The 23078-nt window shown below is 66.7% G+C and carries 23 protein-coding genes; 4 read left to right on the forward strand and 19 right to left on the reverse strand.

What is annotated here, in order from left to right; translation table 11 throughout:
* Nucleotides 1-41: 41 nt before the first annotated feature.
* From D9R08_RS11415 to D9R08_RS11445, 7 genes are all read right to left on the reverse strand, one after another.
* Nucleotides 42-2408: a xanthine dehydrogenase family protein molybdopterin-binding subunit gene (locus D9R08_RS11415; RefSeq protein WP_121898169.1), complete on the reverse strand. Its 2367-nt coding sequence runs from the start codon at nucleotides 2406-2408 to the stop codon at nucleotides 42-44.
* A gap of 147 nt (nucleotides 2409-2555) precedes the next feature.
* A complete protein-coding gene (locus D9R08_RS11420) occupies nucleotides 2556-3041 on the reverse strand; it encodes a (2Fe-2S)-binding protein (protein ID WP_121898170.1) in 486 nt (161 codons plus the stop codon).
* Between the two features lie 112 nt (nucleotides 3042-3153).
* Complete coding sequence (locus D9R08_RS11425) at nucleotides 3154-4164, reverse strand: molybdopterin-binding protein (protein ID WP_121898171.1); 1011 nt, start codon at nucleotides 4162-4164, stop codon at nucleotides 3154-3156.
* Entirely contained in the window at nucleotides 4161-5129 is a 969-nt protein-coding gene (locus D9R08_RS11430) for an XdhC family protein (RefSeq protein WP_121898315.1), read from the reverse strand. Before D9R08_RS11430 ends, D9R08_RS11425 begins: the two co-directional genes overlap by 4 nt.
* Nucleotides 5130-5345: 216 nt before the next feature.
* Nucleotides 5346-7121 carry an OmpA family protein gene (locus D9R08_RS11435; protein ID WP_121898172.1) on the reverse strand — a complete coding sequence of 592 codons (1776 nt, stop codon included), beginning with the start codon at nucleotides 7119-7121 and terminating at the stop codon, nucleotides 5346-5348.
* 20 nt (nucleotides 7122-7141) lie between these two features.
* A complete protein-coding gene (locus D9R08_RS11440; protein ID WP_121898173.1) occupies nucleotides 7142-8452 on the reverse strand; it encodes a vWA domain-containing protein in 1311 nt (436 codons plus the stop codon).
* A gap of 519 nt (nucleotides 8453-8971) precedes the next feature.
* Entirely contained in the window at nucleotides 8972-9871 is a 900-nt protein-coding gene (locus D9R08_RS11445; RefSeq protein ID WP_121898316.1) for an AAA family ATPase, read from the reverse strand.
* A gap of 230 nt (nucleotides 9872-10101) precedes the next feature.
* Between D9R08_RS11445 and D9R08_RS11450 the strand changes: the two genes are divergently transcribed.
* Nucleotides 10102-11040: a phosphoadenosine phosphosulfate reductase gene (locus D9R08_RS11450; protein ID WP_121898174.1), complete on the forward strand. Its 939-nt coding sequence runs from the start codon at nucleotides 10102-10104 to the stop codon at nucleotides 11038-11040.
* Here D9R08_RS11450 and ureG read toward each other — a convergent pair.
* The 12 genes from ureG to D9R08_RS11510 form a co-directional block, all read right to left on the reverse strand.
* A complete protein-coding gene (gene ureG / locus D9R08_RS11455; RefSeq protein WP_121898175.1) occupies nucleotides 11017-11628 on the reverse strand; it encodes an urease accessory protein UreG in 612 nt (203 codons plus the stop codon). The two genes, D9R08_RS11450 and ureG, sit on opposite strands and share 24 nt — an antisense overlap.
* A gap of 99 nt (nucleotides 11629-11727) precedes the next feature.
* Nucleotides 11728-12396 carry an urease accessory protein UreF gene (locus D9R08_RS11460; RefSeq protein WP_233557425.1) on the reverse strand — a complete coding sequence of 223 codons (669 nt, stop codon included), beginning with the start codon at nucleotides 12394-12396 and terminating at the stop codon, nucleotides 11728-11730.
* On the reverse strand, nucleotides 12368-12811 hold the full coding sequence (locus tag D9R08_RS11465) for an urease accessory protein UreE (RefSeq protein WP_121898177.1): 444 nt from the start codon (nucleotides 12809-12811) through the stop codon (nucleotides 12368-12370). The genes D9R08_RS11460 and D9R08_RS11465 overlap by 29 nt, the downstream gene beginning before the upstream one ends.
* Nucleotides 12812-13008: 197 nt before the next feature.
* Nucleotides 13009-13245 carry a DUF1127 domain-containing protein gene (locus tag D9R08_RS11470; protein ID WP_233557426.1) on the reverse strand — a complete coding sequence of 79 codons (237 nt, stop codon included), beginning with the start codon at nucleotides 13243-13245 and terminating at the stop codon, nucleotides 13009-13011.
* Between the two features lie 151 nt (nucleotides 13246-13396).
* Entirely contained in the window at nucleotides 13397-14089 is a 693-nt protein-coding gene (locus D9R08_RS11475; protein ID WP_121898178.1) for a hypothetical protein, read from the reverse strand.
* A gap of 160 nt (nucleotides 14090-14249) precedes the next feature.
* On the reverse strand, nucleotides 14250-15959 hold the full coding sequence (gene ureC, locus D9R08_RS11480; RefSeq protein WP_121898179.1) for an urease subunit alpha: 1710 nt from the start codon (nucleotides 15957-15959) through the stop codon (nucleotides 14250-14252).
* Nucleotides 15960-16465: 506 nt separating this feature from the next.
* Entirely contained in the window at nucleotides 16466-16861 is a 396-nt protein-coding gene (locus tag D9R08_RS11485; protein ID WP_121898180.1) for a carboxymuconolactone decarboxylase family protein, read from the reverse strand.
* A 52-nt stretch (nucleotides 16862-16913) separates the two neighbouring features.
* Nucleotides 16914-17225, reverse strand: a complete 312-nt coding sequence (locus tag D9R08_RS11490) for an antifreeze protein (protein ID WP_121898181.1) — start codon at nucleotides 17223-17225, stop codon at nucleotides 16914-16916.
* A complete protein-coding gene (locus D9R08_RS11495) occupies nucleotides 17222-17527 on the reverse strand; it encodes an urease subunit beta (protein WP_121898182.1) in 306 nt (101 codons plus the stop codon). The genes D9R08_RS11490 and D9R08_RS11495 overlap by 4 nt, the downstream gene beginning before the upstream one ends.
* Nucleotides 17524-18093: a hypothetical protein gene (locus D9R08_RS11500; RefSeq protein ID WP_121898183.1), complete on the reverse strand. Its 570-nt coding sequence runs from the start codon at nucleotides 18091-18093 to the stop codon at nucleotides 17524-17526. The genes D9R08_RS11495 and D9R08_RS11500 overlap by 4 nt, the downstream gene beginning before the upstream one ends.
* Nucleotides 18094-18218: 125 nt before the next feature.
* The gene (locus D9R08_RS11505) at nucleotides 18219-18521 is read right to left on the reverse strand and encodes an urease subunit gamma (protein ID WP_121898184.1); all 303 of its coding nucleotides are present in this window, start codon (nucleotides 18519-18521) and stop codon (nucleotides 18219-18221) included.
* Nucleotides 18522-18537: 16 nt separating this feature from the next.
* On the reverse strand, nucleotides 18538-19350 hold the full coding sequence (locus tag D9R08_RS11510) for an urease accessory protein UreD (RefSeq protein WP_121898185.1): 813 nt from the start codon (nucleotides 19348-19350) through the stop codon (nucleotides 18538-18540).
* 177 nt (nucleotides 19351-19527) lie between these two features.
* Here D9R08_RS11510 and pyrC point away from each other — a divergent pair, with 177 nt between their 5' ends.
* The 3 genes from pyrC (at nucleotide 19528) to D9R08_RS11525 (ending at nucleotide 23039) form a co-directional block, all read left to right on the forward strand.
* A complete protein-coding gene (pyrC, locus tag D9R08_RS11515; protein ID WP_121898186.1) occupies nucleotides 19528-20565 on the forward strand; it encodes a dihydroorotase in 1038 nt (345 codons plus the stop codon).
* A gap of 67 nt (nucleotides 20566-20632) precedes the next feature.
* Nucleotides 20633-21313, forward strand: a complete 681-nt coding sequence (locus D9R08_RS11520; protein ID WP_121898187.1) for an orotate phosphoribosyltransferase — start codon at nucleotides 20633-20635, stop codon at nucleotides 21311-21313.
* Nucleotides 21314-21536: 223 nt separating this feature from the next.
* Nucleotides 21537-23039: a replicative DNA helicase gene (locus D9R08_RS11525; RefSeq protein ID WP_121898188.1), complete on the forward strand. Its 1503-nt coding sequence runs from the start codon at nucleotides 21537-21539 to the stop codon at nucleotides 23037-23039.
* The last annotated feature ends 39 nt before the right edge of the window (nucleotides 23040-23078 follow it).

Consider the following 23078-nt stretch of genomic DNA (forward strand, 5'->3'; position numbering starts at 1 on the left):
ATAGTCAGGCGGGCCCGCCCGTGTGGCGGCCCCCGCCCGCTTCAGCCTTGCATTGCCTGCCACACCCGCGAGGGGCTGAGCGGCATGTCGATATGGGTCACATGGGTGTGCCCCGCCCGTTGCAGCGCATCCACCACCGCATTGACGACCGATGGCGGCGACCCGATCGCGCCCGCCTCCCCGCAGCCTTTCACGCCCAAGGGGTTGTGGGTGCAGGGCGTCACGCAGGAATGATCCACCCGGTAGAACGGGACATCGTCGGCGCGTGGCATCGTGTAATCCATGTAGGAGGCGTTCACCAATTGCCCGTTCTCGTCATAAACGGCCTGTTCCAGCAGTGCCTGGCCGATACCCTGCGCCACGCCGCCATGCACCTGCCCGTCGACGATCATCGGGTTGACGATATTGCCGAAATCATCCGCCGCGGCGAAGGACAGGATCTGCACCTTCCCGGTTTCGGGATCCACCTCCACCTCGCAGGCATAGGCGCCGGACGGGTAAGTGAAGTTGCTTGGGTCGTAGAACGCGGTTTCCTCCAGCCCCGGTTCGATCTCCTCGATCGGGTAGTTATGCGGCACATAGGCGGCGAGGGTCACATCGCCCCAGGCCACGGATTTATCCGTGCCCGCGACGCTGAACTGGCCCTCCTTCAGCTCGATATCCGCTTCGGAGGCTTCCATCAGATGGGCCGCGATCTTCTTGGCCTTGTTGATGATCTTCTCGGTCGCGCGCACCATGGCCGAGCCGCCCACCGCGAGGCTGCGGGACCCGTAGGTGCCCATACCCATCGGCGTGTTGGCGGTATCGCCATGAACGATCTCGACCATGCTTTCGTCGATGCCGATCATGTCGGCCACCACCTGCGCGAAGGAGGTCTCGTGCCCCTGCCCGTGGCTGTGGCTGCCGGTCATCACGACCAGACCGCCGGTGGCATTCACCCGCACCGTGGCGCTTTCATAAAGCCCCGCGCGCGCGCCCAACTGCCCGACAAGGGCCGAGGGCGCGATCCCGCAAGCCTCGATATAGCAGTTCACGCCGAGCCCGCGCAGCTTGCCGTTCCTGGCGCTTTCAGCGCGCCGCGCCTCGAACCCGTCGCGGTCGATCATCTCGAGGAGCTTGTCCATCGTCGCGTTGTAATCGCCGGTGTCGTATTCCACCGCCACCGGGGTGGCGTAGGGGAACTCGGTGATGAAGTTCTGCCGGCGCAGCTCCACCGGGTCCACGCCCAGTTCGCGTGCCGCCTTGTCGATCACCCGCTCAAGCTGGAACGTGGCCTCGGGGCGGCCCGCGCCGCGATAGGCATCGACCGGCACGGTATTGGTGAAGACCGCCTTCACATTTACGTAGATATTGGGCGTCTTGTAATTGCCCGCCATCAGAATACCATGCAGATAGGTGGGTACCGACGGCGCGAAGGTCGACAGGTAGGCCCCCATATTCGCATAGGTTTCGGTGCGGATGGCGGTGAAATTGTTCTCCGCGTCCAGCGCCAGTTCGATCCTGGTTACGTGATCGCGGCCATGGGCGTCGGAGATGAAGGCCTCCGACCGGGTGGAGGTCCATTTCACCGGACGTCTGAGCTGTTTCGCGGCGAAGGTGCAGAAGGCCTCCTCCGCGTAGTGGAAGATCTTGGAGCCGAAACCGCCGCCCACATCCGGGGCCACGACCCTGAGCTTGTGTTCCGGAATGCCCAGCACGAAGGCGCCCATCAGAAGGCGGATCACATGGGGGTTCTGCGAGGTGGTGTAGAGTGTGCTTTCGTCTGAATGCTTGGCGTAATCGCCCACGGCCACCCGCGGCTCCATCGGATTGGCCACCAGCCTCTGGTTGACCAGTTCCAGCGTCGTCACATGGGCCGCCGCCTCGAAGGCCGCATCGGTCGCCGCCTTGTTATCCTCGATCCAGCCCCAATCATAGCACAGGTTGCCGTCCAGTTCGTCATGGACCTTGGGCGCATCGTCGGCGAGCGCGGCTTTCATATCCACGACCGCCGGCAGCTCATCCAGGTCCATCTCGATCGCCTCGGCCGCGTTGCGGGCCTGGGCATAGGTCTCGGCCACAACCGCGGCAATCGGATCGCCCACATGGCGGGCCTTGCCGCGGGCCAGAACCGGGTGGGCCGGTTCCTGCATCGGGTTGCCTTGCCTGTCGGTCACCTGCCAGCCGCAGGGAATGCCGCCCACCGCCTCGAAATCCGCGCCGGTGAAGACGCGCAGCACGCCGGGCATGTTCTCGGCGGTGGATGTGTCGATCCTGTTGATCCTTGCATGCGCCATGTCGGACCGCAGGAAATACACATAGGCCTGCCCCGCCAGGTTGATGTCGTCCGTGTAGCGCCCTTCCCCGGTCAGAAACCGCAGGTCTTCGCGCCGCTTGGAACTTGCGCCTATGCCACTGTCTTTCGGCATGGTTGTCCTCCCTTATCTCTGTGTCCTTCCGGCACCGCCACCATAGGGGGCCTCCGAAGGATCATCCCAAGGGCCACCGGCCCTGTCTTGTCGTCGCGTCCGGTCCTCCGGCCGGGTTGGCGCCGTCCTCGGGCGCCGGGTCCGGCGCTATTCCGCCGCGATCGCCGATACGTCCTGCCCGCTGGCCGCCATGATCGCCTTGACGATGTTGTGGTAGCCCGTGCAGCGGCAGATATTGCCTTCCAGATATTCCCGTATCTCGGCCTCGCTCGGCGACGGATTGTCTTTCAGAAGTGCCGCCGCCGACATCACCATGCCTGGCGTGCAGAAGCCGCATTGCAGGCCGTGGTGGTCCTGAAACGCCTGCTGGATGGTCCCGAGCGATCCGTCCGCATTGGCCATTCCCTCGATGGTCGTCACCTCCGCGCCTTCCAGCTCCAGCGCCAGAACCGCGCAGGCCTTCACCGCCTTGCCATCCACATGCACAACGCAGGCGCCGCACTGGCTGGTGTCGCATCCCACATGGGTGCCGGTCATGCCCTGGCCTTCGCGCAAAAACTCGACCAGCAGCGTCCGCCCTTCCACGTCACCGGAAACAGCCTCGCCATTCACGGTCATGGTTACCTGGGTCATCCAAATCCTCCCTTGGTTGTCCCGCCCATCCAACCATGGATCGGCGGAATCGCAAAAAGGATTTTCTGTGCATTTTCCGACAGCCCGGCCCGGGCCTGCCGGCGCGGCGCCGTCAGCGGCGTTTCGGCCGGTCGCGCGGCTGCGGGCGGGTCGGGATTTCCTTCAGGAGCCCGCCCACGCCCATCGCCGCGATATCCGCGCCGGTCACCTCGAGCCCGCAGGCCACGCGTTCCAGCACCCAATCGGCCCCATTCAGCGCTGGCGACCGGGCGCAGCCCGGCAGCCCCACCACAGGTTTGCCCGCAAGATCGCCCAGAAACAGCAGGTTGCCCGGATCCACCGGCATCCCGAACCGGGTCAGCGCGCCCCCGGCCCGGCCCAGGCCCGCCGGGGCCACATCATGGGCATCCGACGTGGCCGAGGCGGTCAGGATCAGGGCCATCTCCGCCTCCGAGCCGGCAAGCGCCTCGGCGATTGCGGCGGTGTCATGCGCCACGATCCGGATTCGCGCCAGCACGATCCCGAGGGCGTCCAGCCGGCCGGCCACGGCGCGCACGCCCTTGTCCTCGGGGCCGGCCGGGGCGCCGGGCACCTCCGTCACGATCAGATCGGCGCTGCGCCGCCGGACCGGCACCCGCCACAGCGCGCCGCGCGCCGCCGCCAGCGCCCGGTCCAGCGCCGCCCGCGGCACCGCGTAGGAGATGATCTTGACGGTGCCCACCATCATCCCCTCGCTGACGCGCTGATGCTCGGGCAGGCTGGCCAGCGTGATCATCGGATCCACCGCGTTCAGCGCGACAATCGCGGCGGCATCCAGCCCCACGATGCCCGGCCCGGTGGCGCGGATGTTCACCCGGCCCGTGAAGGGCGCCTCGACGGACAGCCCGGCGGCGTCGGGATCTGGCACCAGCGCATCGGCCAGCGCGGCGGCGGCGGCATTCTCATCCACGTCGCCCGGGTCCAACCGCGCGACGATCACCTCCGTCTGGCCGGCCTCGCGGAGCGCCGCGATATCCTCCGCGCCCAGCACCCGGCCCTTGCGCAGCCGCCCGCCGGGCAGCGCCAGCGAATGGGCCAGAACCGCGCCCTGCGCCTCTGTCACTGGAACCGGACCGAATTTCATCCCAATCGCAACCCCTGGGTGATCTCCGCCATGATCGCCACGGCGATCTCCGCGGGGCCCTGCGCGCCGATATTCAGACCCACGGGGGCGTGGATGCGCCCGATCTCCTCCAGCGTGAACCCCGCCTCGCTCAGCCGGCCGACCCGTTTCGCATGGGTCCGGCTGGACCCAAGACAGCCAAGATAGAACACCTCCGAGCGCAGGGCGGCCGTGATCGCGGGGTCGTCCAGTTTCGGGTCATGGGTCAGCGTCACCACCGCGGTGCGCGCATCGAGGCCGATCCCGGCCAGCGCCGCATCGGGCCAGTCCTCCACGATCCGCTCGCCGGGGAACCGGGCCTGCGCGCCGAAGGCCGGGCGCGGGTCGACCAGCACCGGATCATACCCCGCCATCCGCGCCATCGGCACCAGGGCCTGCGCGATATGGACGGCGCCCACGACGATCATCCGAAGCGGCGGGTTGTGGATGCCGATGTAGCGGTTGGCATCCATGCCCGAGCGATCCTCCCGGAACCGCGCGGCAAGCCCGTCATCGCCCGGTCCCGCCAGCCAGCGCTGCCCCTTCTTGATCTCGACCACATAGGCGACGGGCTGGCGCGCGGCGCGCGCATCGACCAGCGCCTCCAGCATTTCCACCGGCAGGACCCGGCCCACGGGTTCGACCAGCACCTTGATCGTGCCGCCGCAGGCCAGCCCCACGGCAAAGGCCTCGTCATCGCTCACGCCGAATTCCAGAAGCTGTGCGTCACCCGCCTCAAGCGCCTCCATCGCCTCGACCACGACCGCGCCCTCGACACAGCCGCCGGAGACCGAGCCCTCCATCTCCCCTTCCGAGGACACCAACAACTGGCTGCCCACCCGGCGCGGCGCGCTGCCCCAGGTTTCGACCACGGTCGCCAGCACCGCGCCCTTGCCCTGGCGATGCCATTCCAGCGCCCGTTCGGGCAGCTTTTCCAGATCGTCCATCCTGGCCCTCCCGGTGAACCCGCGCGTCTTGCCGCGCGCGTCCGCCTTTCCCGCACCAATCAGGCCGGAAGTGCGGTAGCTCTGCAAGGAAAATCGACCCCGCGCACCGGGGCGCATGGGGACTGGCGCGGGAGCGGGCAAGGAAAAACGCGCGCCCCGGATCGGGGCGCGCGCGAGGATGTCCGGGTGTCGTCTTCCGGTCTCCGCGGGCGTGCGTTACTGCGCGGCGGCAACCTGCAGGAGCGGCGTGATCCGGCGCACGACCGCCCGGCGGTTGGCGCGCTCCGGGCCGTCTGTCTGCACCCGCAGATTGGATTCGCCGTAGCCCTGCACCACCAGATTTTCCGGCGGCACGTCGAAGTATTCCGAAAGGGCCAGAGCGACGGATTCCGCCCGCCGGTCGGACAGGGTCAGGTTCATCGCGGCCCCGCCCACGGCATCGGTGTGGCCTTCGATCAGGAAGATCTCGCCCGGGTTCTCGTCGATCATGTCGCTGAGCAGCCGGCCGATCATCGTCAGCTCCTCCGCCTGGGAGGGCGAGATAGCGGCGGAGCCGGTTTCGAAGGTGATGTTGTCCAGATCGATGGCGGGCGCCAGCAGGCGGACCTCGCGGATGTCGCGCACCTGCGCCAGCGAGAAGCGACGGTCGATCAGCGCCTGACGTTCCAGCGCCGCCCGCAGATCTCCGTCATTCGTGGTCTCGATCGGGGTCGGCAAGGTGGCCACATCCACCGGCTCGGCCCGGTTCGTATCGTCGATAAGCACGGTTTCGGTGCCGTCCGGCGCGATCGAGACGCGACGGACCACCCGCAATTCGGCATCGCGCACGGTGATCACCTGAAAGCCGTCGGGCCGGGTGACCGTGGTCAGCGTCGAGCCGTCGGAGAAGGTCTGCGTCTGGACTTCGGAGCCCGGCTGGCGCAGCAGCGCGTTGTCGTCCTTCAGAATCTCGTAGCTGCCGTCGCTTCGCTGCACCACGACGCGGTCATCGGTCTGGCTTACGACTTCGCGGTTGCCGTTGAGGATCGAGCCGACGACGACTGCACCCGCCCCGATCAGCAAGGCGCGTTCGAGGTTCGAGAGCCCGTCATCGTCATTGCCGGCCGCGGGGGCGGCGGTCGTTTCGGCACCGGCCTCCGCCGTGGCCTCGCCCGAGGCGGATTGCTCGAAATCCTCGGAACTGGAGCGGGAGTTCTCCTCGGTCACGGTTTCGGTCGTGACCTCGGCCTCAGACTCGCCCTCGGCGCCCAAGGCCGCGAGGGGGGCTTGCGTCTCCTCCTCGGTGGCGGCGGCGTCGGCCTCAGCGGTCGCGGTTTCGGATGTCGCGGTCTCTGTCGATCCCGCGTCCGTCGTTTCGGTTTCCGTGACCTCGGTGTCCTGTGTCTCGGCGGTGTCCGATATCTCCGCCGGGGGTGTCCCGGCCTCGCCAGTGACGGCAGCCTCGGCTTCGGTCTCGACCGTCGCGTCGGTTTCAGTCTCCGCCGTGCTTTCGGGGGCCGGCGTCTCCGTCTCGGATGTGGCGTCCCCCTCGGCAGCGGCTTCCGCTTCGACAGCGGTTTCGGCGTCCGCGGCGGGCGCCTCGGCGGTGGCGTCTGTCTCTGCCCCGGCCTCGGTCTCGGTCTGTGTTTCGGTCTGCGCCTCCGCTTCGGCAGCGGCGGCTTCTGCTTCTTCCACTGCGGCCTCCAGCTCAGCCTGTGCGGCGGCTTCGGCCTCTGCGGCGGCGGCTTCGGCGTCCGCGGCGGCCTGAGCCTCCGCTTCGGTGGCGGCCTCTGCCTCCACGGCAGCCTCGGCGGCTGCGGCCTCGGCCTCGGCTTCGGCGGCTGCGTCTGCCGCGGCCTGTTCGCCAAGCAGAAGGCAATCCGCCTCTGACGTGCCCTCGGGGCATTCGAATTCCGGTACGGCCTCTCCCAATCCCTGCGCCGGCAACGTTCCCGGCATGGCGAGGGCGAGGCTGGCAATCAGGGCGGTGGACGTTTTCAGCGAAAGTCGCATGGTCTTATTCCCGAAATGTTTCAGTGCGAGAGGTTAACGGCCCCGTCAGCCAAAAGTTCCCGCTCCGGCCCGGGCGCCTCGCGCGCCAGCCACTCGCGCAGACGCGCGGCCTCTCCCGGATCGGCCCCATCCGACAGCGCCGCGGCCAGCCCTTCCAGAGCGGCGATGTTATGGCCCGCGCGGAACGTATCCACATGGGGCAGGATCGCGCGGATGCCCGCCGCTTTCGGCGCGAACCCCTCCCACCGCAGCAGCGGGTTCAGCCAGATCACGCGCCGCGCCGACAGGTGCAGCCGCTCCATCTCGCGGGCCAGGGCCTCCGGGTCGTCCCGGTCGAGCCCGTCGGTGATCAGCAAGACCACCGCGCCCTGCCCCAGCACCCGGCGGGACCAGTCGCGGTTGAACGCATGCAGGCAGGCCCCGATCCGCGTGCCCCCCTCCCAGTCCTGCGCCTCGGCCCCGGCCGCGGCCAGCGCCGCGTCCACATCCCGCTGACCCAGATGCCGGGTGATATTGGTCAGCCGGGTGCCGAAGGTGAAGGCATGCACCCGCGCCCAACCCGCGCCCTTGCGGTTCGCAACCGCATGCAGGAAATGCAGAACCGCCCGGGAATAGGCGGACATCGAGCCCGAGATATCGCAAAGGCACACCAGATTGGGCCAGCGCAGGCGGCGTCGGCGCATCTCGAACCCGGTGATCTCCCCGCCCTGCCGCATCGCCGCCCGCATGGTGCGCCGCCAATCCGGCAGGGCACCGCCGCGCGCGGCCATGGTCCGGCGGCTTTGCAGGGGCCGGACCGGCAGGCTCAGAGCCGCCAGCATCCGTTTCGCCGCCGCGATCTCGGCCGTACTCATCTGTTCGAAATCGAGGCTGCGCAACCTTTCCTCCCCGGACATGGTGAAGGAGGCATCGACCTCGATCTCGGTGCCCTCCTCCTCGCCCATGCCCTCGGGCAGATCCCGCGCCGCCCCGTCGAGCAGCGCCTCGGCGGCCCGTTTCTCCGCCGGTTTGGCAAGACGGTCCTCGGCGACGCCGCGGATCGCCGGCAGCATCATCGCCATCATGTGTTCCAGATAACGCGGATCGCGCCAGAACAGCCGGAACACCTGCGCGAAAACAATGCGCTGTTCGGGGCGCGAAACGAAACAGGCGTGAAGCGTCCAGTAGAAATCGGTCCGGTCAGAGAAGCCCGCGGCCTCCACCGCACGGATCGCCTCGACCACCCGCCCCGGACCGATGGGCAAGCCCGCCTTGCGCAAGGCCCGCGCGAAATGGGTGATGTTGCCCGCAAGGCGCGGAGTTTCAGGAAGCTCCAGCGGCGTATGCTCCATGGTTTGTCCTTCTGCGAAAGCCAAATCCGAAAATCGCGGGGCCGCCACCTTGGCCGCGCAACGGTCTGTTTTTGAACCCGGCATGTCAAGCACGCGACCCACGGGCACAACATCAACACATCATGGACCTCAAGCAATGACAAAGACTGCAGTTGCGGTGGTTTCAGCCCTTTTGATCACCGCCATCGGCATCCCGTTCGCGCCCATGGCCGAGGCATAGTCGCGGGACGTCGGCGGTGGTTTCGCAGAAACACCGAACGACGGCGGATCGCGCCCGGATCGTGGCGGCGATGGATTTTCCCCATCGGGTGGTGACAACGACCATGAAAGAAACGGGTCCGGCGGCAGCTTTAGCTGTCCGCCAACCAGCGACCCGGATGCAACCGGTGTCTGCGGATTGCCGCTTCTGGCCAAAGACGCTGTGTGCAACGGGCGCGGAGGCGGCAGCAGCACAGGGCCTGATGGTGGGTTTGTCTGTACCGTTCCAGACTGACAGCATACACGGTGACCTGAGCCAGCTCAGGTCACTGCGACCGCGGCGCGCGCCTCGTCCAGAATCCGTTTCGCTTCGGAGCCTTCGAGACGCTGGATATCGTCCTGATACTTCAGGATCGCGCCCAGTGTGTCGGCGATCACATCGGGGCTCAGTTCGACCACATCCAGCGCCAGCAGGCATTTCGCCCAATCGATCGTTTCCGCCACGCCCGGTTTCTTGAACAGATCCTCGGTTCTGAGCCGCTGGACGAAAGCCACGACTTCGCGGCTCAAGGCCTCGGACGCGTCGGGAACGCGGGCCCGGATGATCCGCATCTCGCGGTCGAAATCGGGGTAGTCGACCCAGTGATAGAGGCAGCGGCGTTTCAGTGCGTCATGCACCTCGCGCGTGCGGTTCGAGGTCAGGATCACGATGGGCGGCTCGGGCGCCCGGATCGTGCCCAGTTCGGGGATCGTCACCTGAAAGTCCGACAGCGCCTCCAAAAGGAACGCCTCGAACGGCTCGTCGGTCCGGTCCAACTCGTCGATCAGAAGCACCGGCGCGCCCGCCGCATCCGGTCGCATCGCTTGCAACAAGGGCCGTTCGATCAGGTAATCGGCGGAAAACAGCGCCTTGGTCAGCACCTCCTTGTCCGCCCCGCCCTCGGCCTCGGCGGCGCGGATCGCGACCATCTGCGCCGCGAAATTCCATTCATAGACGGCGCTGGCCGCATCCAGCCCCTCGTAACATTGCAGGCGGATCAGGCGGCGTCCGAGGCTTGCCGCAATCGCCTTAGCGATCTCGGTCTTGCCGGTGCCGGCCTCGCCTTCGAGAAACAGGGGACGGCCCAGTTTCAGGGACAGGAACACCACCGTCGCCAACGGTCGGCCACACACGTAATTCTGCGCAGCGAGGGCTTGGGTGACCGCATCGATGCTTTGCATGGCCTCTCCTCCTTGAGCGCCCATCAAGGCGGCGCAGATCATCACCGTCAAGCCCCGCCTTGGGCCGCCACGAAACAATCGCGCCCTTTCGTTGACCCGATTACCCCTTCTGACACCGTTAAGGTTTTGGTAACTATTCCCCCAAGAAAAACCACATCCGATGCGCGGCGCTGCCACAGTTGTCTCCCATGACGGCAGCGGTACGAGTTGATTAGTTTTGAGAGAGTGTCATGAGTAACCCGACCCCGCCGAGCCACGACTCGCGCCAGTCCTGGCTGGCCCACCTGACCGAGATCGGTCGTGCGCATGGTTTTTTCGAACGGATCGGGAAGCGGCATTCGGCGCTGTTCGTCGAAGAGGGCCCCACCCTTCTGGTCACGTTCGACGAGGCCGCCCGCGTCTACGGCCAGACGGAAGACGGCCTGCCCATCGGTTTCGATGCCGTGCAACGCCATGAATGGTCGCTTCTGAACATCATGGCCTCGGGGCAAAGCTGGTTCCGCGACGCAGATCTCTATGCGTTTTTCGACAAGCTGGTGGACGAGGGCTTCTTCGACAGCTTCGACCGGGTGGTGTTTCTGGGGGCGGGGCCGATGTGCGGCTATGCGGCCTGCGCCTATGCGGTGACTTCGCCGGGGGCGCGGGTGCTGGCGCTTGGGCCGGCGGCTACGCAGGATCGCGAAGACGCACCCTTCGACATGAGGTTCCGCGGCGCCCGGCGGCTGAACTTCACCGATCGCTACGGCTATGCACCCTATATGGTAGACGGTACGACCCAGACGACCATCGTCTATGACCCCTACGATCCGCCCTCGGCGGCGCATGCGGCACTGTTCCGCGCGCCCAACACCATGCGCCTTCCCATGCGCTGGTGCGGGGCCAACCTGTTCCCGCTTCTGGCACGCGACGGCGCGCTCGCCCGCCTGCTGCAGGACGCCGCACGGGGTAGAATGACAGTCCACGGTTTTGCGAAGATCACCCGCAACGCCCGGCGCAACGACCCGGCCTATCTGAAACGGCTGATGGCCCGCGCGCTCGACAAGGGGCGCCGCGCCCTGGCCCGCAAGGTCGCTGCCCATGGTGCCGAGGTAACCGGCCACCCGGACTTCGCCGCCGCGCTGCAGACGCTCGGTGCGGCGCCCGGGTCACAGCCCACCCTCCCGGCGTAGGAACGCCACCACCTCGGCCACGCCCCGGCCCTCGCGCAGGGTCGCCATCACGAAGGGCCGCGCGCCCCGCGCCGTCTCCGCATCGCGCCGCAGCATGTCCAGATCGACGCCCACATAGGGCGCCAGATCGGTCTTGTTGATGATCAGCAGATCGGAACGGGTCAGACCCGGCCCCTTCTTTCGCGGAATGTCCTGCCCGGCCGCCGTGTCGATCACATAGAGCGTCAGATCGGCCAGTTCCGGGCTGAAGGTCGCGGCCAGATTGTCGCCGCCGGATTCGATGAAAATCACATCCAGATCGGGCAGCCGTTCGCGGAACTCCGCCACCGCCGCAAGATTGATCGAGGCGTCTTCGCGGATCGCCGTATGCGGGCAGCCCCCGGTTTCCACGCCCTTGATCCGGTCGGCGGGCAAGACCTGCGCGCGCAGCAGGAACTCCGCATCCTCGGCGGTGTAGATATCGTTGGTGATGACAGCCACGGAAAACTCCGCCGCCATCGCCCGGCAAAGCTCCGCCGTCAGCGTGGTCTTGCCCACGCCCACCGGCCCGCCGATCCCGACCCTGAGGGGCCCGTTCGCATGTGCCAATAATCCGATCTCCCTTCCGATCTGCCGCCCGGCCCGATGCGATCGGAGCGGGCGGCGTTTGCTTCGGTATTCCGTGTGCGCCACGCGCGCCCGGGCGATTCAGCTGCGAAACAGCCGCACCTCCAGCCGCTCATGGATCATCGCCGCCAGATCGGACCCGAAGGCCGCGCCGCCGAGATCGTCAAGCGTGGCCCCAACCGCGTCTGCCGCCACCTCCGTCACGACATCGTGCAACCCGGCCAGCACCGCCTGCCCCTGCGACTGCCCCAACGGGATGAACCGCACCCCCGCCGAGACGAGATTGGCGGCGAAGGCATGCAGCATCAGCCGCGCGACCGTTTCCGCCGGCACCGCCAGCTCCGCCGCCGCCACGCCCAGAGCCACCGGATAGGGCAAGGGCGGCACCGGATGGCCCATTGCCGTCAGGGTCCGCGCCAGCGCCGCGCCCTGATCACGGGTTTCTTCCCAACGTTCGGCGGAGCCCGCAAGCGCTTCGGCATGTTCGGCAAGGCCGGCGGGGTCCTCCCCGGCCATGGCGCGGCCCAGCAGGATTGCGTCATTGCGCCCCGCGCCCGCGCGCAACACTCCCTCGATCCAGAGCGACAGGCTTGCCGCGTCGGTCACCTCGCCCGCGTCCATCGCCGCCTCCAGCCCATGGGAATAGGCATAGGCGCTGACCGGAAAACCCGGCGACAGCCATTGGGTCAGGCGCAAGAGCCCATCGCCGGGCGATGCGGCCTCAATGGGCATGGGAATGAGTGCGGCCATGTCCGTAGGCGCCGCCTTCCGGCGTGAAGGGCGCGGTGAGGGCCACCGTCTCAGCGCCGAGGCCCGCAAGCATCCCGGCCAGCACGTGGTCGGCGCGGATCAGCAGGTGGTCGCCCATGATCTGGCAGGGCGTGTGCCGGTTGCCGATATGCCAGGCCAGCCGAGGCAGATCGCCAGTCACTTTCAGCACCGGCTCCGCCGCCGCACGGATCTCGATCATCTCCCCCAGGCCGGTTTCCAGCGCGTCGCCGTCGTCAAGCGATACGGTCTCGGCCAGATCCACCATCAGCTCGGCCCCCGCCTCGGTCACCAGCCGCTTGCGGCGCAGAAAACGCGCCTCGTAATCCAGCACAAGCCGGTCGGCGGCGGGGCCGGACCAATGCCCGGCTTTATGAACGATCTGGGCGGCGGTCATGGGCGGCGGTGTCCTTGATTTCGGCTGGTGCAGGGGCGGGTCGCGAGAGACGATAAAGGGCGTGCCGGCGGGTGCAATCCCCGTACCGGGCCAAGGTCGGGCCGGCAGCAACGACCTGCCCGCCAATTCATCGCATTGCACAAAAAAAAGGCGCCCCTTGACGGACCGCCTTCCTGCAGTGCCAGCGCGCTGGCGGTTCAGCCAACCATGTCGCGAAAGACGTGGCGCACGATGTTCTCGCGCTTCAGCCCCCGGCGCGCAAGCTGCGCATCGCTCAGGGCGTTGAGCTTTTCGACCTCGCGAACCCGGTCGTTGCCATCCATCATCCGCACAAGGAAACCGCCGATTGCCGCGAAAGGTTTCGCGATCAGCGCGGCAAGTCCCGCGAGAGGTCTGATGGGGGCCGTTCTGATACTGGCTGCACTCGATGCCATGTGGAAACTCCTTCAAGGTCGTGTCAGGTGTTTCCTCCCTTGACTCATAGCTAGGCGTGGCGCTCAGCCCGGGCAATTGCCATTCCTGCAACCCCGGTCTGCGCTGGACGGGCAGCCGCAACGCATGGATCGGGCCGGGCGGAGTTGACGACTACTTGGCCGGGGTCGCGTCGCCCGCCGGCGGGAGCAGTGCCGCGCCACCGCCCTGTCCGCCGTCATCTTCCGGCTCCGTCTCCGGCGGCTCGAAGCCAATCGTCAAGGGGATCGCCGGGCGAACCGTCTCCGACGCGCCGCCGCCGGCCAGATAGATCCCGATGCCCAGTTGCGGCAGGTACAGCATCCGTTCCACATAAGGCTCGCCTGCGGTGCCGTCGGTCCGGGTCACCTGCACCGGGAGCGTCTCGTAGCTGCAGGCGCCAAGGCGGAGCTGCGTCGGCTGCGCCACATCGACCGTCATCGTATCGGCCGACACGCTCCCGTCGGAGAAACGGGTCTGTGTCGCAGCGCTCCAGCGCAGACCGGCGCTAAGCTGCGGCAGATCCGCGGACGGGACCGCAAAGGATGTCCGGTGATGCGATCCGGCCAGCAGCCGGCCGTGCTCCATCTTCCAGCTGTCGGTCACGAAGACGCCGCCACGGGTCAGGAACCGAAAGGTGGAACTGCCGTCGAAATGGGTTTCAACCTCCTCCATGCTGCCGTCGCGGCGCAGCTGATACCGCATCGCATACCCGTCGAACCCGACATAGATGCCATCGGTCACGTCCTCCCGGCTGGCGGGACAACTGGCGATGGCGGGGCTCGCCGCGATCAGGGCCAGACAAGCCGCCATCAGATAATCGCGCATGGATAAACCCCTTCCTTCATCCGGGCGGACCAAGCGGGCCGTGCCGGTCACCGGACGGCTCTTCCGCGTCGCCCACATCCCATGGGGGCGGAGCTTGGCCTTTTTTGTCAAGGCTTGCCCGGCCCGAACCGCCCCGACGACTGCCGCCGGAAGGGCGGCCTCAGTACAGGAAATAGCGCTGCGCCATGGGCAACTCGGTCGCGGGCGCACAGCTCAGCAACTCCCCGTCGGCGCGCACCTCGTAGGTTTCGGGATGCACATTCACCTCAGGCGTCGCCGAGTTATGGATCATGTCGGCCTTGCGGATCGCGCGGATGCCCTCGACAGCGACCGTGTCCTTGGCGAGCCCCAGCGCCGCGCCGATGCCCGCCGCCTGCGCCGCCTGGCTGACGAAGCTGACCGACGATTGCCCGACCGCGCCGCCGAAGGCCCCGAACATCGGCCGGCTGTAGACCGGCTGCGGCGTCGGGATGGAGGCATTCGGGTCCCCCATCTGCGCCATCGCGATGCTGCCGCCGATCAGAGACATCTCTGGCTTCACGCCAAAGAAGGCGGGCGACCACAACACCAGATCGGCGCGCTTGCCCGGCTCGACGGAGCCGATATGCCGGCTCATCCCATGCACGATGGCGGGGTTGATCGTATACTTCGCGATATAGCGTTTGACGCGGGCATTGTCGTTGTCGCCTGTCTCCTCGGCCAGACGGCCGCGTTGCTTGCGCATCTTGTCGGCCGTCTGCCATGTGCGGATGATGACCTCCCCCACCCGGCCCATGGCCTGACTGTCGGAGGCCATGACGGAAAACGCGCCCATGTCGTGCAGGATATCCTCGGCGGCGATGGTCTCCTTGCGGATGCGGCTTTCGGCAAAGGCGACGTCCTCGGGGATCGACTTGTCGAGGTGATGGCAGACCATCAGCATGTCCAGATGCTCTTCCAGCGTGTTGACGGTGTAGGGCATCGTCGGATTCGTCGAGGACGGCAGAATGTTCTGGTAGCCCACCACCTTCATGATGTCGGGCGCGTGCCCGCCGCCCGCCCCTTCGGTGTGGAAGGCGTGGATGCAGCGGTCCCCGATGGCCTTGAGCGTATTTTCCACGAACCCGCTTTCGTTCAGCGTATCGGTGTGGATCATCACCTGCACGTCCATATCCTCGGCGACCGACAGGCAGCAATCGATGGCGCCGGGCGTGGTGCCCCAATCCTCATGCAGCTTCATCGCGCAGGCGCCTGCCTCAATCATCTCCACCAAGGCGGCAGGCTGGCTGGCATTGCCCTTGGCCGACAGCCCGAAATTCATCGGGAAAGCGTCGAGCGCCTGCAGCATCCGCCCGATATGCCACGACCCCGGCGTACAGGTGGTCGCCAGCGTGCCATGGGCCGGGCCGGTGCCGCCGCCGAGCATCGTGGTGATGCCGGAATGCAGCGCATCCTCGATCTGCTGCGGACAGATGAAATGGATATGCGCATCGAACCCGCCCGCCGTGAGGATCCGCCCCTCGCCCGCGATCGCCTCGGTTCCCGGTCCGATGATGATGTCGACGCCCGGCTGCGTGTCGGGGTTGCCAGCCTTGCCGATGGCGTGGATCCTCCCGTCCTTCAGGCCCACATCCGCCTTGTAGATACCCGAATGATCCACGATCAGCGCGTTGGTGATGACGGTGTCCACCGCGCCGTTCGCCCGCGTGACCTGGCTCTGGCCCATGCCGTCGCGGATCACCTTGCCGCCGCCGAATTTCACCTCCTCGCCATAGGTGGTGAGGTCGCGCTCCACCTCGATGATCAGATCGGTATCGGCCAGCCGCACCCGGTCGCCGGTGGTGGGGCCATACATGTCGGCATAGGTGCTGCGGGGGATTTGGGTGGGCATGGGTAATCTGTTCCTTATTTGTTTCCGCGATCAATCATGCCGCACAACGGAGGAAAGCGTCTTTAGTGAAGGGAGTGCCCGCATAGCGGGTGATTCGTTTACGCCCGAAATGGAAAGGCACCCGGCATGGAACCCATCGAGCTCTGGCTGAGAATCGCCGAGATCAGCGCCATCATTGCTATACCGATAATCGTGAGCATCGGGGCCAAACGAAATTGGTGGTAGACACGAAAGCGCCATCGACGGGCCGCGGTGCGTCGAGCCGGCCTTTGAGCTCGCGTGCTTTATGGCAGCCCTATCCGAACGACCGAAGAGCGGTGCGCCAAGACCAGCCCAATCGACGTGCCGTCGCGCCAAAGGCGCGCCAGGGAATCTCAGCGCACCTATGGTGCGACGGGCGGCCCGTCCCCTCTCGGCAGATCTTGCAATGCAAGATCGCCTGCCGGGCAGCGGATGGCGCGGCGGCTGCGCCTTTGCTCCGCGCCAGCGGGCTTTCCACAAACCGATCACGCCTTGAACACCTCGTCCACCTCGACCTGCAGAGCGGTCACCAGGCCATTGGTCTGCATGGCCATTCCGATCACGGCCAGCAACTCACCATGCATCTCAGGCGTCATGCCCTTGGCCTTGGCCGCGGCGGTGTGGCTGTGGATGCAGTAGGAACATCCATTGGCCGTGGAGACCGCCACATAGATCATCTCCTTGACCAGCGGATCGAGAGCGCCGGGCGCCATCACCACCTTGATCCGCTCCCAGGTCGCCTTCAGCGTGACTGGATCATGGGCCAGGGCGCGCCAGAAATCGTTCACGAAATCCGAGCCGCGCACCGCCCGGATATCGTCGAAGACGGCCTGCGCCTCAGGCGACAGCGCGTCATCGCTCAAAAGCCGGACTGTACCCATCCCCTACCCCCTCCCGGTCCGGACCGTCGCCGCTGAATCGCCCCATGGCATCTCAACGTCTCCTCTGCGGGCCGCGCCGCGCCAGCCGCCGCCGGTTCGTCGCCGCATGCCGGTTGAGCGGTGCGACGGTGGCGGACACCACACTGGCCGGGGGCTGGCCCCGCAACATCGCCTCCACCCCGCGGCCGGTCGCCTCCACGAATGCGCCCGGTTTTTCCCGCATCATCCGCCAGCTTTCGTCAAACGGCGTATTCCACACCCCCGCCAGCCCCATCATCCGCATCCAGACGACCGAACTGGCCTCCACGCCCAGTTGCGCAAGCTCGAACCCGGTGCGCCAGTAATCAAACGGAGAGGATTTCATAAAGCCCCCATAACTTTCTGGTTGAAGCCCCAGACGATCCGGTTCCCACCATAGGGCACCAGTTGCACATCGCGGGTCTGGCCCGGTTCGAAGCGGACTGCGGTGCCGGCGGGGATGTCCAGCCGATGACCCCGGGCCGCGTCGCGATCGAAGGTCAGCGCCTCGTTGGCCTCGGCGAAATGGTAGTGGCTGCCGACCTGCACCGGCCGGTCGCCCGTATTCGCCACGCGCAGCGTGACCGCCGCGCGCTCCGCATTGAGCGTGATGTCGCCCGGCGCGGTGATGATCTCTCCGGGGATCATGATTTCGGCGTCCGGGATCGCGTCTTGCCCTTGGGCGGGCTGGCCGTCGCGGGTGCGGTCTCTTCCGCAGGCGAGGTATCCTCGACGGGCGCGGTATCCTCGGCGGGCGCGGTATCCTCGGCCGGTATGGTATCCTCGGCGGGCACCGCGTCTTCGGCGGACGTCTCCGCCGCGGGCTCTGTCTGAGGGGCCTCGGCCACGCTCACCGGTTCGGCCGCCACAACCCCTGCATCCGCAGGCGCAGCGGGGGAGGCCGCCGCCGCATAGCGCGCGCCCGTGCCCGGGTTTTCCGCAACGCCCGGATTCACGATCGCCTTGTAGATATGCTTGCCGAAAAGCCCGCCAAGCGCCCCCAGCAACAGCAGGAACGCCGAACTGTCCCCCCCGAAAAGCCAGACCAGGATCGCCGCCGCCATCAGCAGCAACACCAGCGTCAGCATGTCGTATTCGGTCTTGCCGACGGGGATTTCGGCCTGCACCAGCTCTTTGAGCACCCGTTTGACATGCGGTTCGGCCATCGGTGTCAGATAGCCCGCGACCGCCCCCAGGATCAGGTTCCACAACATCCGTCTCTACTCCTTTGCCACAGCAGCTTTGCCAGGGGCCCCGAAGAGGACCCGCCCCCGACGATACCACAGACCGGCGGAGCGTGCGGGCGATTGGGATGTCGCAGGCATGCCGGCCGCTCCGCTCATCGGATCGGGTGATGCACGGTCACCAGCTTGGTGCCGTCGGGAAATGTCGCCTCGACCTGGACGTCATGGATCATCTCGGGCACTCCTTCCATGCATTGATCGGCGCGGATCACACCGGCGCCCGCCGCCATCAGATCGGCCACGCTCCGCCCATCCCGCGCGCCCTCGATCACGAAGTCCGTAATCAACGCGATGGCCTCGGGATGGTTCAGCCGGACACCGCGCAGCAGGCGGTTGCGCGCCACCATCGCGGCAAGGCTGATCAGCAACTTGTCTTTTTCGCGGGGGGTCAGGTTCATCCGGTCTCCTCGAAGCTCAAATCTGCCAGACCCGCGGCAGCGGCTGGCGGGTCAGAAAAGTCACGGCGCGGGCCACGCAGCGGCGCAGGGCGAAGGCATCCGCCGAGACAAGCCGCGCGGTCAGCCGCCCGCCCCAGGCCGACGCCGCGGCCCGCACACCATCGACAGGCAGGATCCGGCGAAGCCCGGCCAGCCGATCCACGGCATCGGGCGCGATCACGCTGAGGCTGGCCAGCGCCCGCGCCCCGTTCAGCCCGGCCGCGCCCGGGCGCATCAGGTCGGCGGCGTCCATCCGGACGGATTCAAGCAGAACCAGCCGTCCGTCCCGACGCACCGCGCGCCGGTCGCGCAGGTGCAGATCGGCCAGCGTCTCGCCCATGGCCATCCGGCCCAGAACCAGCGTTTCCAGCATCACCAGCGTCGCATCCGCCGCCATCTCCACCTGCAGATCCCGCTCCAGCGCGGCGCCGTCGAAGAGGATCAGTTCCTGCGGCAGCCAATGCAGCTCTGCACGCGCGCCCAGTGTCAGACGGGTACGTACCCGCCCCACACCGCCCGCGGCGCGATAGGCGCGTTCGGCGGTCTGTGTGGTGCCCACGGCCCGGCTTCCCGGGGCCAGATCCAGCGCGTAGTCCAGCCTGTCGCCGCCGGTGATCCCGCCGCTTGTGTTCAGAAACACCACCTCGGGCCGGCGGCCGTGCATCCGGGGCAGCATCGCCTTGGCCGCGCCTTCCTGATGCAGATGAGTCAGCCGGCCATCGGCCATCGCCACCCGGGCCCGCCCGCGGGTGCGTTGCAAACCGGTGGCGGTGCTGGTTGCGTCGAACATCGGCCAAGCTTTGGCACGCTTTCGGATGGTGACAAGCGGTCCCCGACCGGACCCGCCCGCGCCTTGCAGGTTCGCCCAAAATTCAGGCAAAGCGCCGCGAAAATCGGCAGGCCGCGCATCACGCTGCGGCGGACTTCCCCCTTGGCAGCGCCGCCGCCCCGGTGTAGCGGAGAGTCCATGACCTCACTTCGTCTCCGCCGCCCCGACGACTGGCACCTGCACCTGCGCGATGGCGCCATGCTGGAGGCCGTTCTGCCCGAAACCGCCCGCCATTTCGCCCGCGCGATCATCATGCCCAATCTGGTGCCGCCCGTGGTCCGCGGGAGCGATGCCGCCGCCTATCGCGACCGGATTCTCGCGGCCCTGCCCGAAGGCGCCGATTTCACCCCGCTGATGACGCTCTATCTGACCGAGGAGACCGATGCCCGCGACGTGGCCGCGGCCCATGCCAGCGGATTGATCACGGCGGTCAAGCTCTACCCCGCGGGGGCCACCACCAACTCGGCCTCCGGCGTGACCGATTTCGACCGGGTGCGCGGCGTTCTGGAGACGATGGCCGAAATCGGCCTGCCACTGTGCATCCACGGCGAAGTGACCGATCCGCAGGTCGATATCTTCGACCGCGAACAGGTGTTTCTGGACACGGTGCTGGACCCGCTCCGCCGCGCCACCCCCGGCCTGACGGTTACGCTGGAACATGTCACCACCAGCCATGGAATTGACTATGTTGCTGATGCGGATGGGAAAATCGCCGGCACCATCACCACACATCACCTGATGATCAACCGCAATCATATTCTCGCAGGCGGGATCCGGCCGCATTACTACTGCCTGCCGGTCGCCAAGCGGAACACCCATCAGCAGGCACTTCGCCGCGCCGCGACCTCGGGCAATCCACGCTTCTTTCTGGGCACCGATTCCGCCCCTCACACGGATCCGAACAAGGAAAGCGCATGCGGCTGCGCCGGTTGCTTCACCGCCACGAACACGCTCTCCTGCCTCGCCCATGTGTTCGAGGAGGAGAACGCGCTCGACCAGCTAGAAGGCTTTGCGTCGCTGCACGGCCCCGCCCATTACGGGCTGCCCCCGAACACGGACATGATCACACTCACCAAACAGGCCACGCCCGTCACCTACCCCGCCAAGCTCGAAACCGGCGACGGGCCGGTCACCCTGTTCGATCCCGGCCACCCGCTGTACTGGGCCGTGACCTGATCGCACCTTCGCTTTCGACACATGGCCGCCGGAGGCATCCCGCGGTCAGCCAAGGAGACCCGCGCCGATGATCCCCGCCACCTATCTTTCCCCCGCTGACATGGCGCAGATGACCGCCCGCATGCTGCTGGACATACGGGCCGTCCACTTCAACGCGACCGAGCCCTTCACCCATGCCTCGGGCAAGCAGGCTCCGACCTATATCGACTGCCGCAAGCTGATCTCCTACCCGCGCATCCGCTCCACGCTGATGGATTTCCTGACCTGCACGATCCTGCGCAATGCCGGGCTCGAAGCCTTCGACAATATCGCGGGCGGCGAAACCGCGGGCATACCCTTCGCCGCGCTTGTCGCCGAACGCATGGCGCTGCCGATGACCTATGTGCGCAAGAAGCCCAAAGGCTATGGCCGCGACGCCCAGATCGAAGGCCAGATGAACGAAGGCGAGCGGGTCCTCTTGGTGGAGGATCTGACGACCGATGGCGGATCGAAGCTGAAATTCGTCGAGGCGATCCGCAAGACCGGCGCAAGCTGCAACCACACGGCAGTGGTTTTCTTCTACGACATCTTTCCCGACACGGTGCCGACGCTGGCCGCGGAAGGTGTGGCGCTCCATTACCTCTGCACCTGGGCAGATGTGGTTGCCGAGGCGCGCCGCGCCGGTGATTTCGACGAGCATACCCTGACCGAGGTGGAGCGATTCCTTGCCGCGCCGGAGGGCTGGCAAGCCGCAGGTGGCGGCGCCTGATCCCAGAATGCGGGAATAAATCGCGGGCGTGGTCTTTGCGCCACGCCGCCGGCTGGCAGACACCAGATGTTGACGCTGGCGGGGGAAGTAAGGCAATATTCGCCCCTAAATTCAGCCCACAGGCTATCCACAGGGATATCCCGATTGACCCCCGCGCAGCGACTCCTGTAGGCCCGTGACCACTGTCGGGGGGCAGCGATCCAAATCAAAAAAGGGCAGCGTCATGAACGAGGTGAAGGCCATAAACCCGACCGGTGCCGCACTGGAAGCCGCGCCCGAGCTGCCACATAATATCGAGGCCGAACAGCAGCTTCTGGGCGCGATACTGTCCTCCAACGACGTGCTGGACCGGGTCGACGATCTGGTCAAACCCGATCATTTCTACGATCCGGTGCATGGCGAGATCTTCGCCACCGCCGCCAGCCGGATCACCAAGGGCCTGCAGACCGACGCCACCACGCTCAAGAACTTCCTTGCCGATCACCCGGGGCTGAAAGATCTGGGCGGCGCGGAGTATCTGCTGCGCCTGCAGCTTTCCGCCATCGCCACCTCCGCCGCGCGCGATTACGCGCAACTGATTCACGATCTGGCGCTCCGGCGCGAACTGATCGATCTGGGGCGCACCATAGCCGACCGGGCGCAGACCGTGCGCGACGACGCCACCCCCGACGAGCAGATCGTCGAGGCAGAGGCCGATCTGTTCAAACTCGCCTCCTCCGGCACCACCTCGCGCGGCTTTCAGAGCTTCCTGCGCGCGCTGACCGATGCGGTCGATATCGCCAATGCCGCCTATAACCGGGGCGGCGGGCTTGCCGGCATTTCCACCGGCCTTGTCGATATGGATAAGATGTTGGGCGGGCTGCACAATTCCGACCTGTTGATCCTGGCCGGGCGACCGTCGATGGGCAAGACATCGCTGGCCACCAACATCGCCTTCAACGTGGCCAAATCGTGGAAGCGCGGGCAGAAGCCCGATGGCTCCGACGGCACGGTGGACGGGGGCGTGGTGGGGTTCTTCTCGCTGGAGATGTCGGCCGCGCAGCTTGCGCAGCGGGTCCTGTCCGAGGCCGCCGAGGTGCCTTCCGAACTGATCCGCAAGGGCGACCTGAACGAGCAGGAGTTTCAGCGCTACCTGCGTGCGGCGCAGGACCTGGAAAGCTGCCCGCTTTACATCGACGACACGCCCGCCCTGCCGATCAGCCAGCTGGCCGCCCGAGCCCGGCGCCTGAAACGCTCCCCGCAGGGTCTGGATCTTCTGATCGTCGATTATCTCCAGCTTCTCCGCGGCGGCGGAAAATCGGAAAACCGGGTCAACGAGGTCTCGGAGATCACCCAAGGGCTGAAGGCGGTTGCCAAGGAGTTGAACATCCCCGTGATCGCCCTGTCGCAGCTTTCCCGGCAGGTGGAGCAGCGCGAAGACAAGCGCCCGCAACTGAGTGACCTGCGCGAATCCGGTTCGATCGAACAGGATGCCGATGTGGTGATGTTCGTCTATCGCGGCGAATACTACAAAGAGCGCGAGAAGCCCGGCGAGGACAATCTTGAGGCCATGGCCAAATGGCAGCAGGAGATGGAGCAACTGCACGGCAAGGCCGAAGTGATCATCGGCAAGCAGCGTCACGGCCCCGTGGGTTCGGTCGATCTCAGCTTCGAGGGCCGCTTCACGCGGTTCGGCAATCTGGTCAAACCGTGGCAGGCGGCTGTCGAAGGCGACGGGTTCCGCTGAACGCCCGATGGCGGAAGGCGTTCTGGGCAGACCCCTTGG

The sequence above is a fragment of the Rhodophyticola porphyridii genome (assembly GCF_003688285.1).
Lineage (GTDB): Bacteria > Pseudomonadota > Alphaproteobacteria > Rhodobacterales > Rhodobacteraceae > Rhodophyticola > Rhodophyticola porphyridii.

Coding starts and splice junctions, on each gene's coding strand:
- D9R08_RS11445 (WP_121898316.1), bottom strand. CDS start 9,871: ATGCAAAGCATCGATGCGGTCACCCAAGCCCTCGCTGCGCAGAATTAC.
- D9R08_RS11525 (WP_121898188.1), top strand. CDS start 21,537: ATGAACGAGGTGAAGGCCATAAACCCGACCGGTGCCGCACTGGAAGCC.
- D9R08_RS11440 (WP_121898173.1), bottom strand. CDS start 8,452: ATGGAGCATACGCCGCTGGAGCTTCCTGAAACTCCGCGCCTTGCGGGC.
- D9R08_RS11430 (WP_121898315.1), bottom strand. CDS start 5,129: ATGGACGATCTGGAAAAGCTGCCCGAACGGGCGCTGGAATGGCATCGC.
- D9R08_RS11475 (WP_121898178.1), bottom strand. CDS start 14,089: ATGCGCGATTATCTGATGGCGGCTTGTCTGGCCCTGATCGCGGCGAGC.
- D9R08_RS11500 (WP_121898183.1), bottom strand. CDS start 18,093: ATGTTGTGGAACCTGATCCTGGGGGCGGTCGCGGGCTATCTGACACCG.
- D9R08_RS11415 (WP_121898169.1), bottom strand. CDS start 2,408: ATGCCGAAAGACAGTGGCATAGGCGCAAGTTCCAAGCGGCGCGAAGAC.
- D9R08_RS11510 (WP_121898185.1), bottom strand. CDS start 19,350: ATGTTCGACGCAACCAGCACCGCCACCGGTTTGCAACGCACCCGCGGG.
- D9R08_RS11450 (WP_121898174.1), top strand. CDS start 10,102: ATGAGTAACCCGACCCCGCCGAGCCACGACTCGCGCCAGTCCTGGCTG.
- D9R08_RS11505 (WP_121898184.1), bottom strand. CDS start 18,521: ATGAACCTGACCCCCCGCGAAAAAGACAAGTTGCTGATCAGCCTTGCC.
- D9R08_RS11470 (WP_233557426.1), bottom strand. CDS start 13,245: ATGGCATCGAGTGCAGCCAGTATCAGAACGGCCCCCATCAGACCTCTC.
- pyrC (WP_121898186.1), top strand. CDS start 19,528: ATGACCTCACTTCGTCTCCGCCGCCCCGACGACTGGCACCTGCACCTG.
- D9R08_RS11435 (WP_121898172.1), bottom strand. CDS start 7,121: ATGCGACTTTCGCTGAAAACGTCCACCGCCCTGATTGCCAGCCTCGCC.
- D9R08_RS11490 (WP_121898181.1), bottom strand. CDS start 17,225: ATGAAATCCTCTCCGTTTGATTACTGGCGCACCGGGTTCGAGCTTGCG.
- D9R08_RS11520 (WP_121898187.1), top strand. CDS start 20,633: ATGATCCCCGCCACCTATCTTTCCCCCGCTGACATGGCGCAGATGACC.
- D9R08_RS11465 (WP_121898177.1), bottom strand. CDS start 12,811: ATGACCGCCGCCCAGATCGTTCATAAAGCCGGGCATTGGTCCGGCCCC.
- D9R08_RS11425 (WP_121898171.1), bottom strand. CDS start 4,164: ATGAAATTCGGTCCGGTTCCAGTGACAGAGGCGCAGGGCGCGGTTCTG.
- D9R08_RS11485 (WP_121898180.1), bottom strand. CDS start 16,861: ATGGGTACAGTCCGGCTTTTGAGCGATGACGCGCTGTCGCCTGAGGCG.
- D9R08_RS11460 (WP_233557425.1), bottom strand. CDS start 12,396: ATGGCCGCACTCATTCCCATGCCCATTGAGGCCGCATCGCCCGGCGAT.
- ureC (WP_121898179.1), bottom strand. CDS start 15,959: ATGCCCACCCAAATCCCCCGCAGCACCTATGCCGACATGTATGGCCCC.
- D9R08_RS11495 (WP_121898182.1), bottom strand. CDS start 17,527: ATGATCCCCGGAGAGATCATCACCGCGCCGGGCGACATCACGCTCAAT.
- D9R08_RS11420 (WP_121898170.1), bottom strand. CDS start 3,041: ATGACCCAGGTAACCATGACCGTGAATGGCGAGGCTGTTTCCGGTGAC.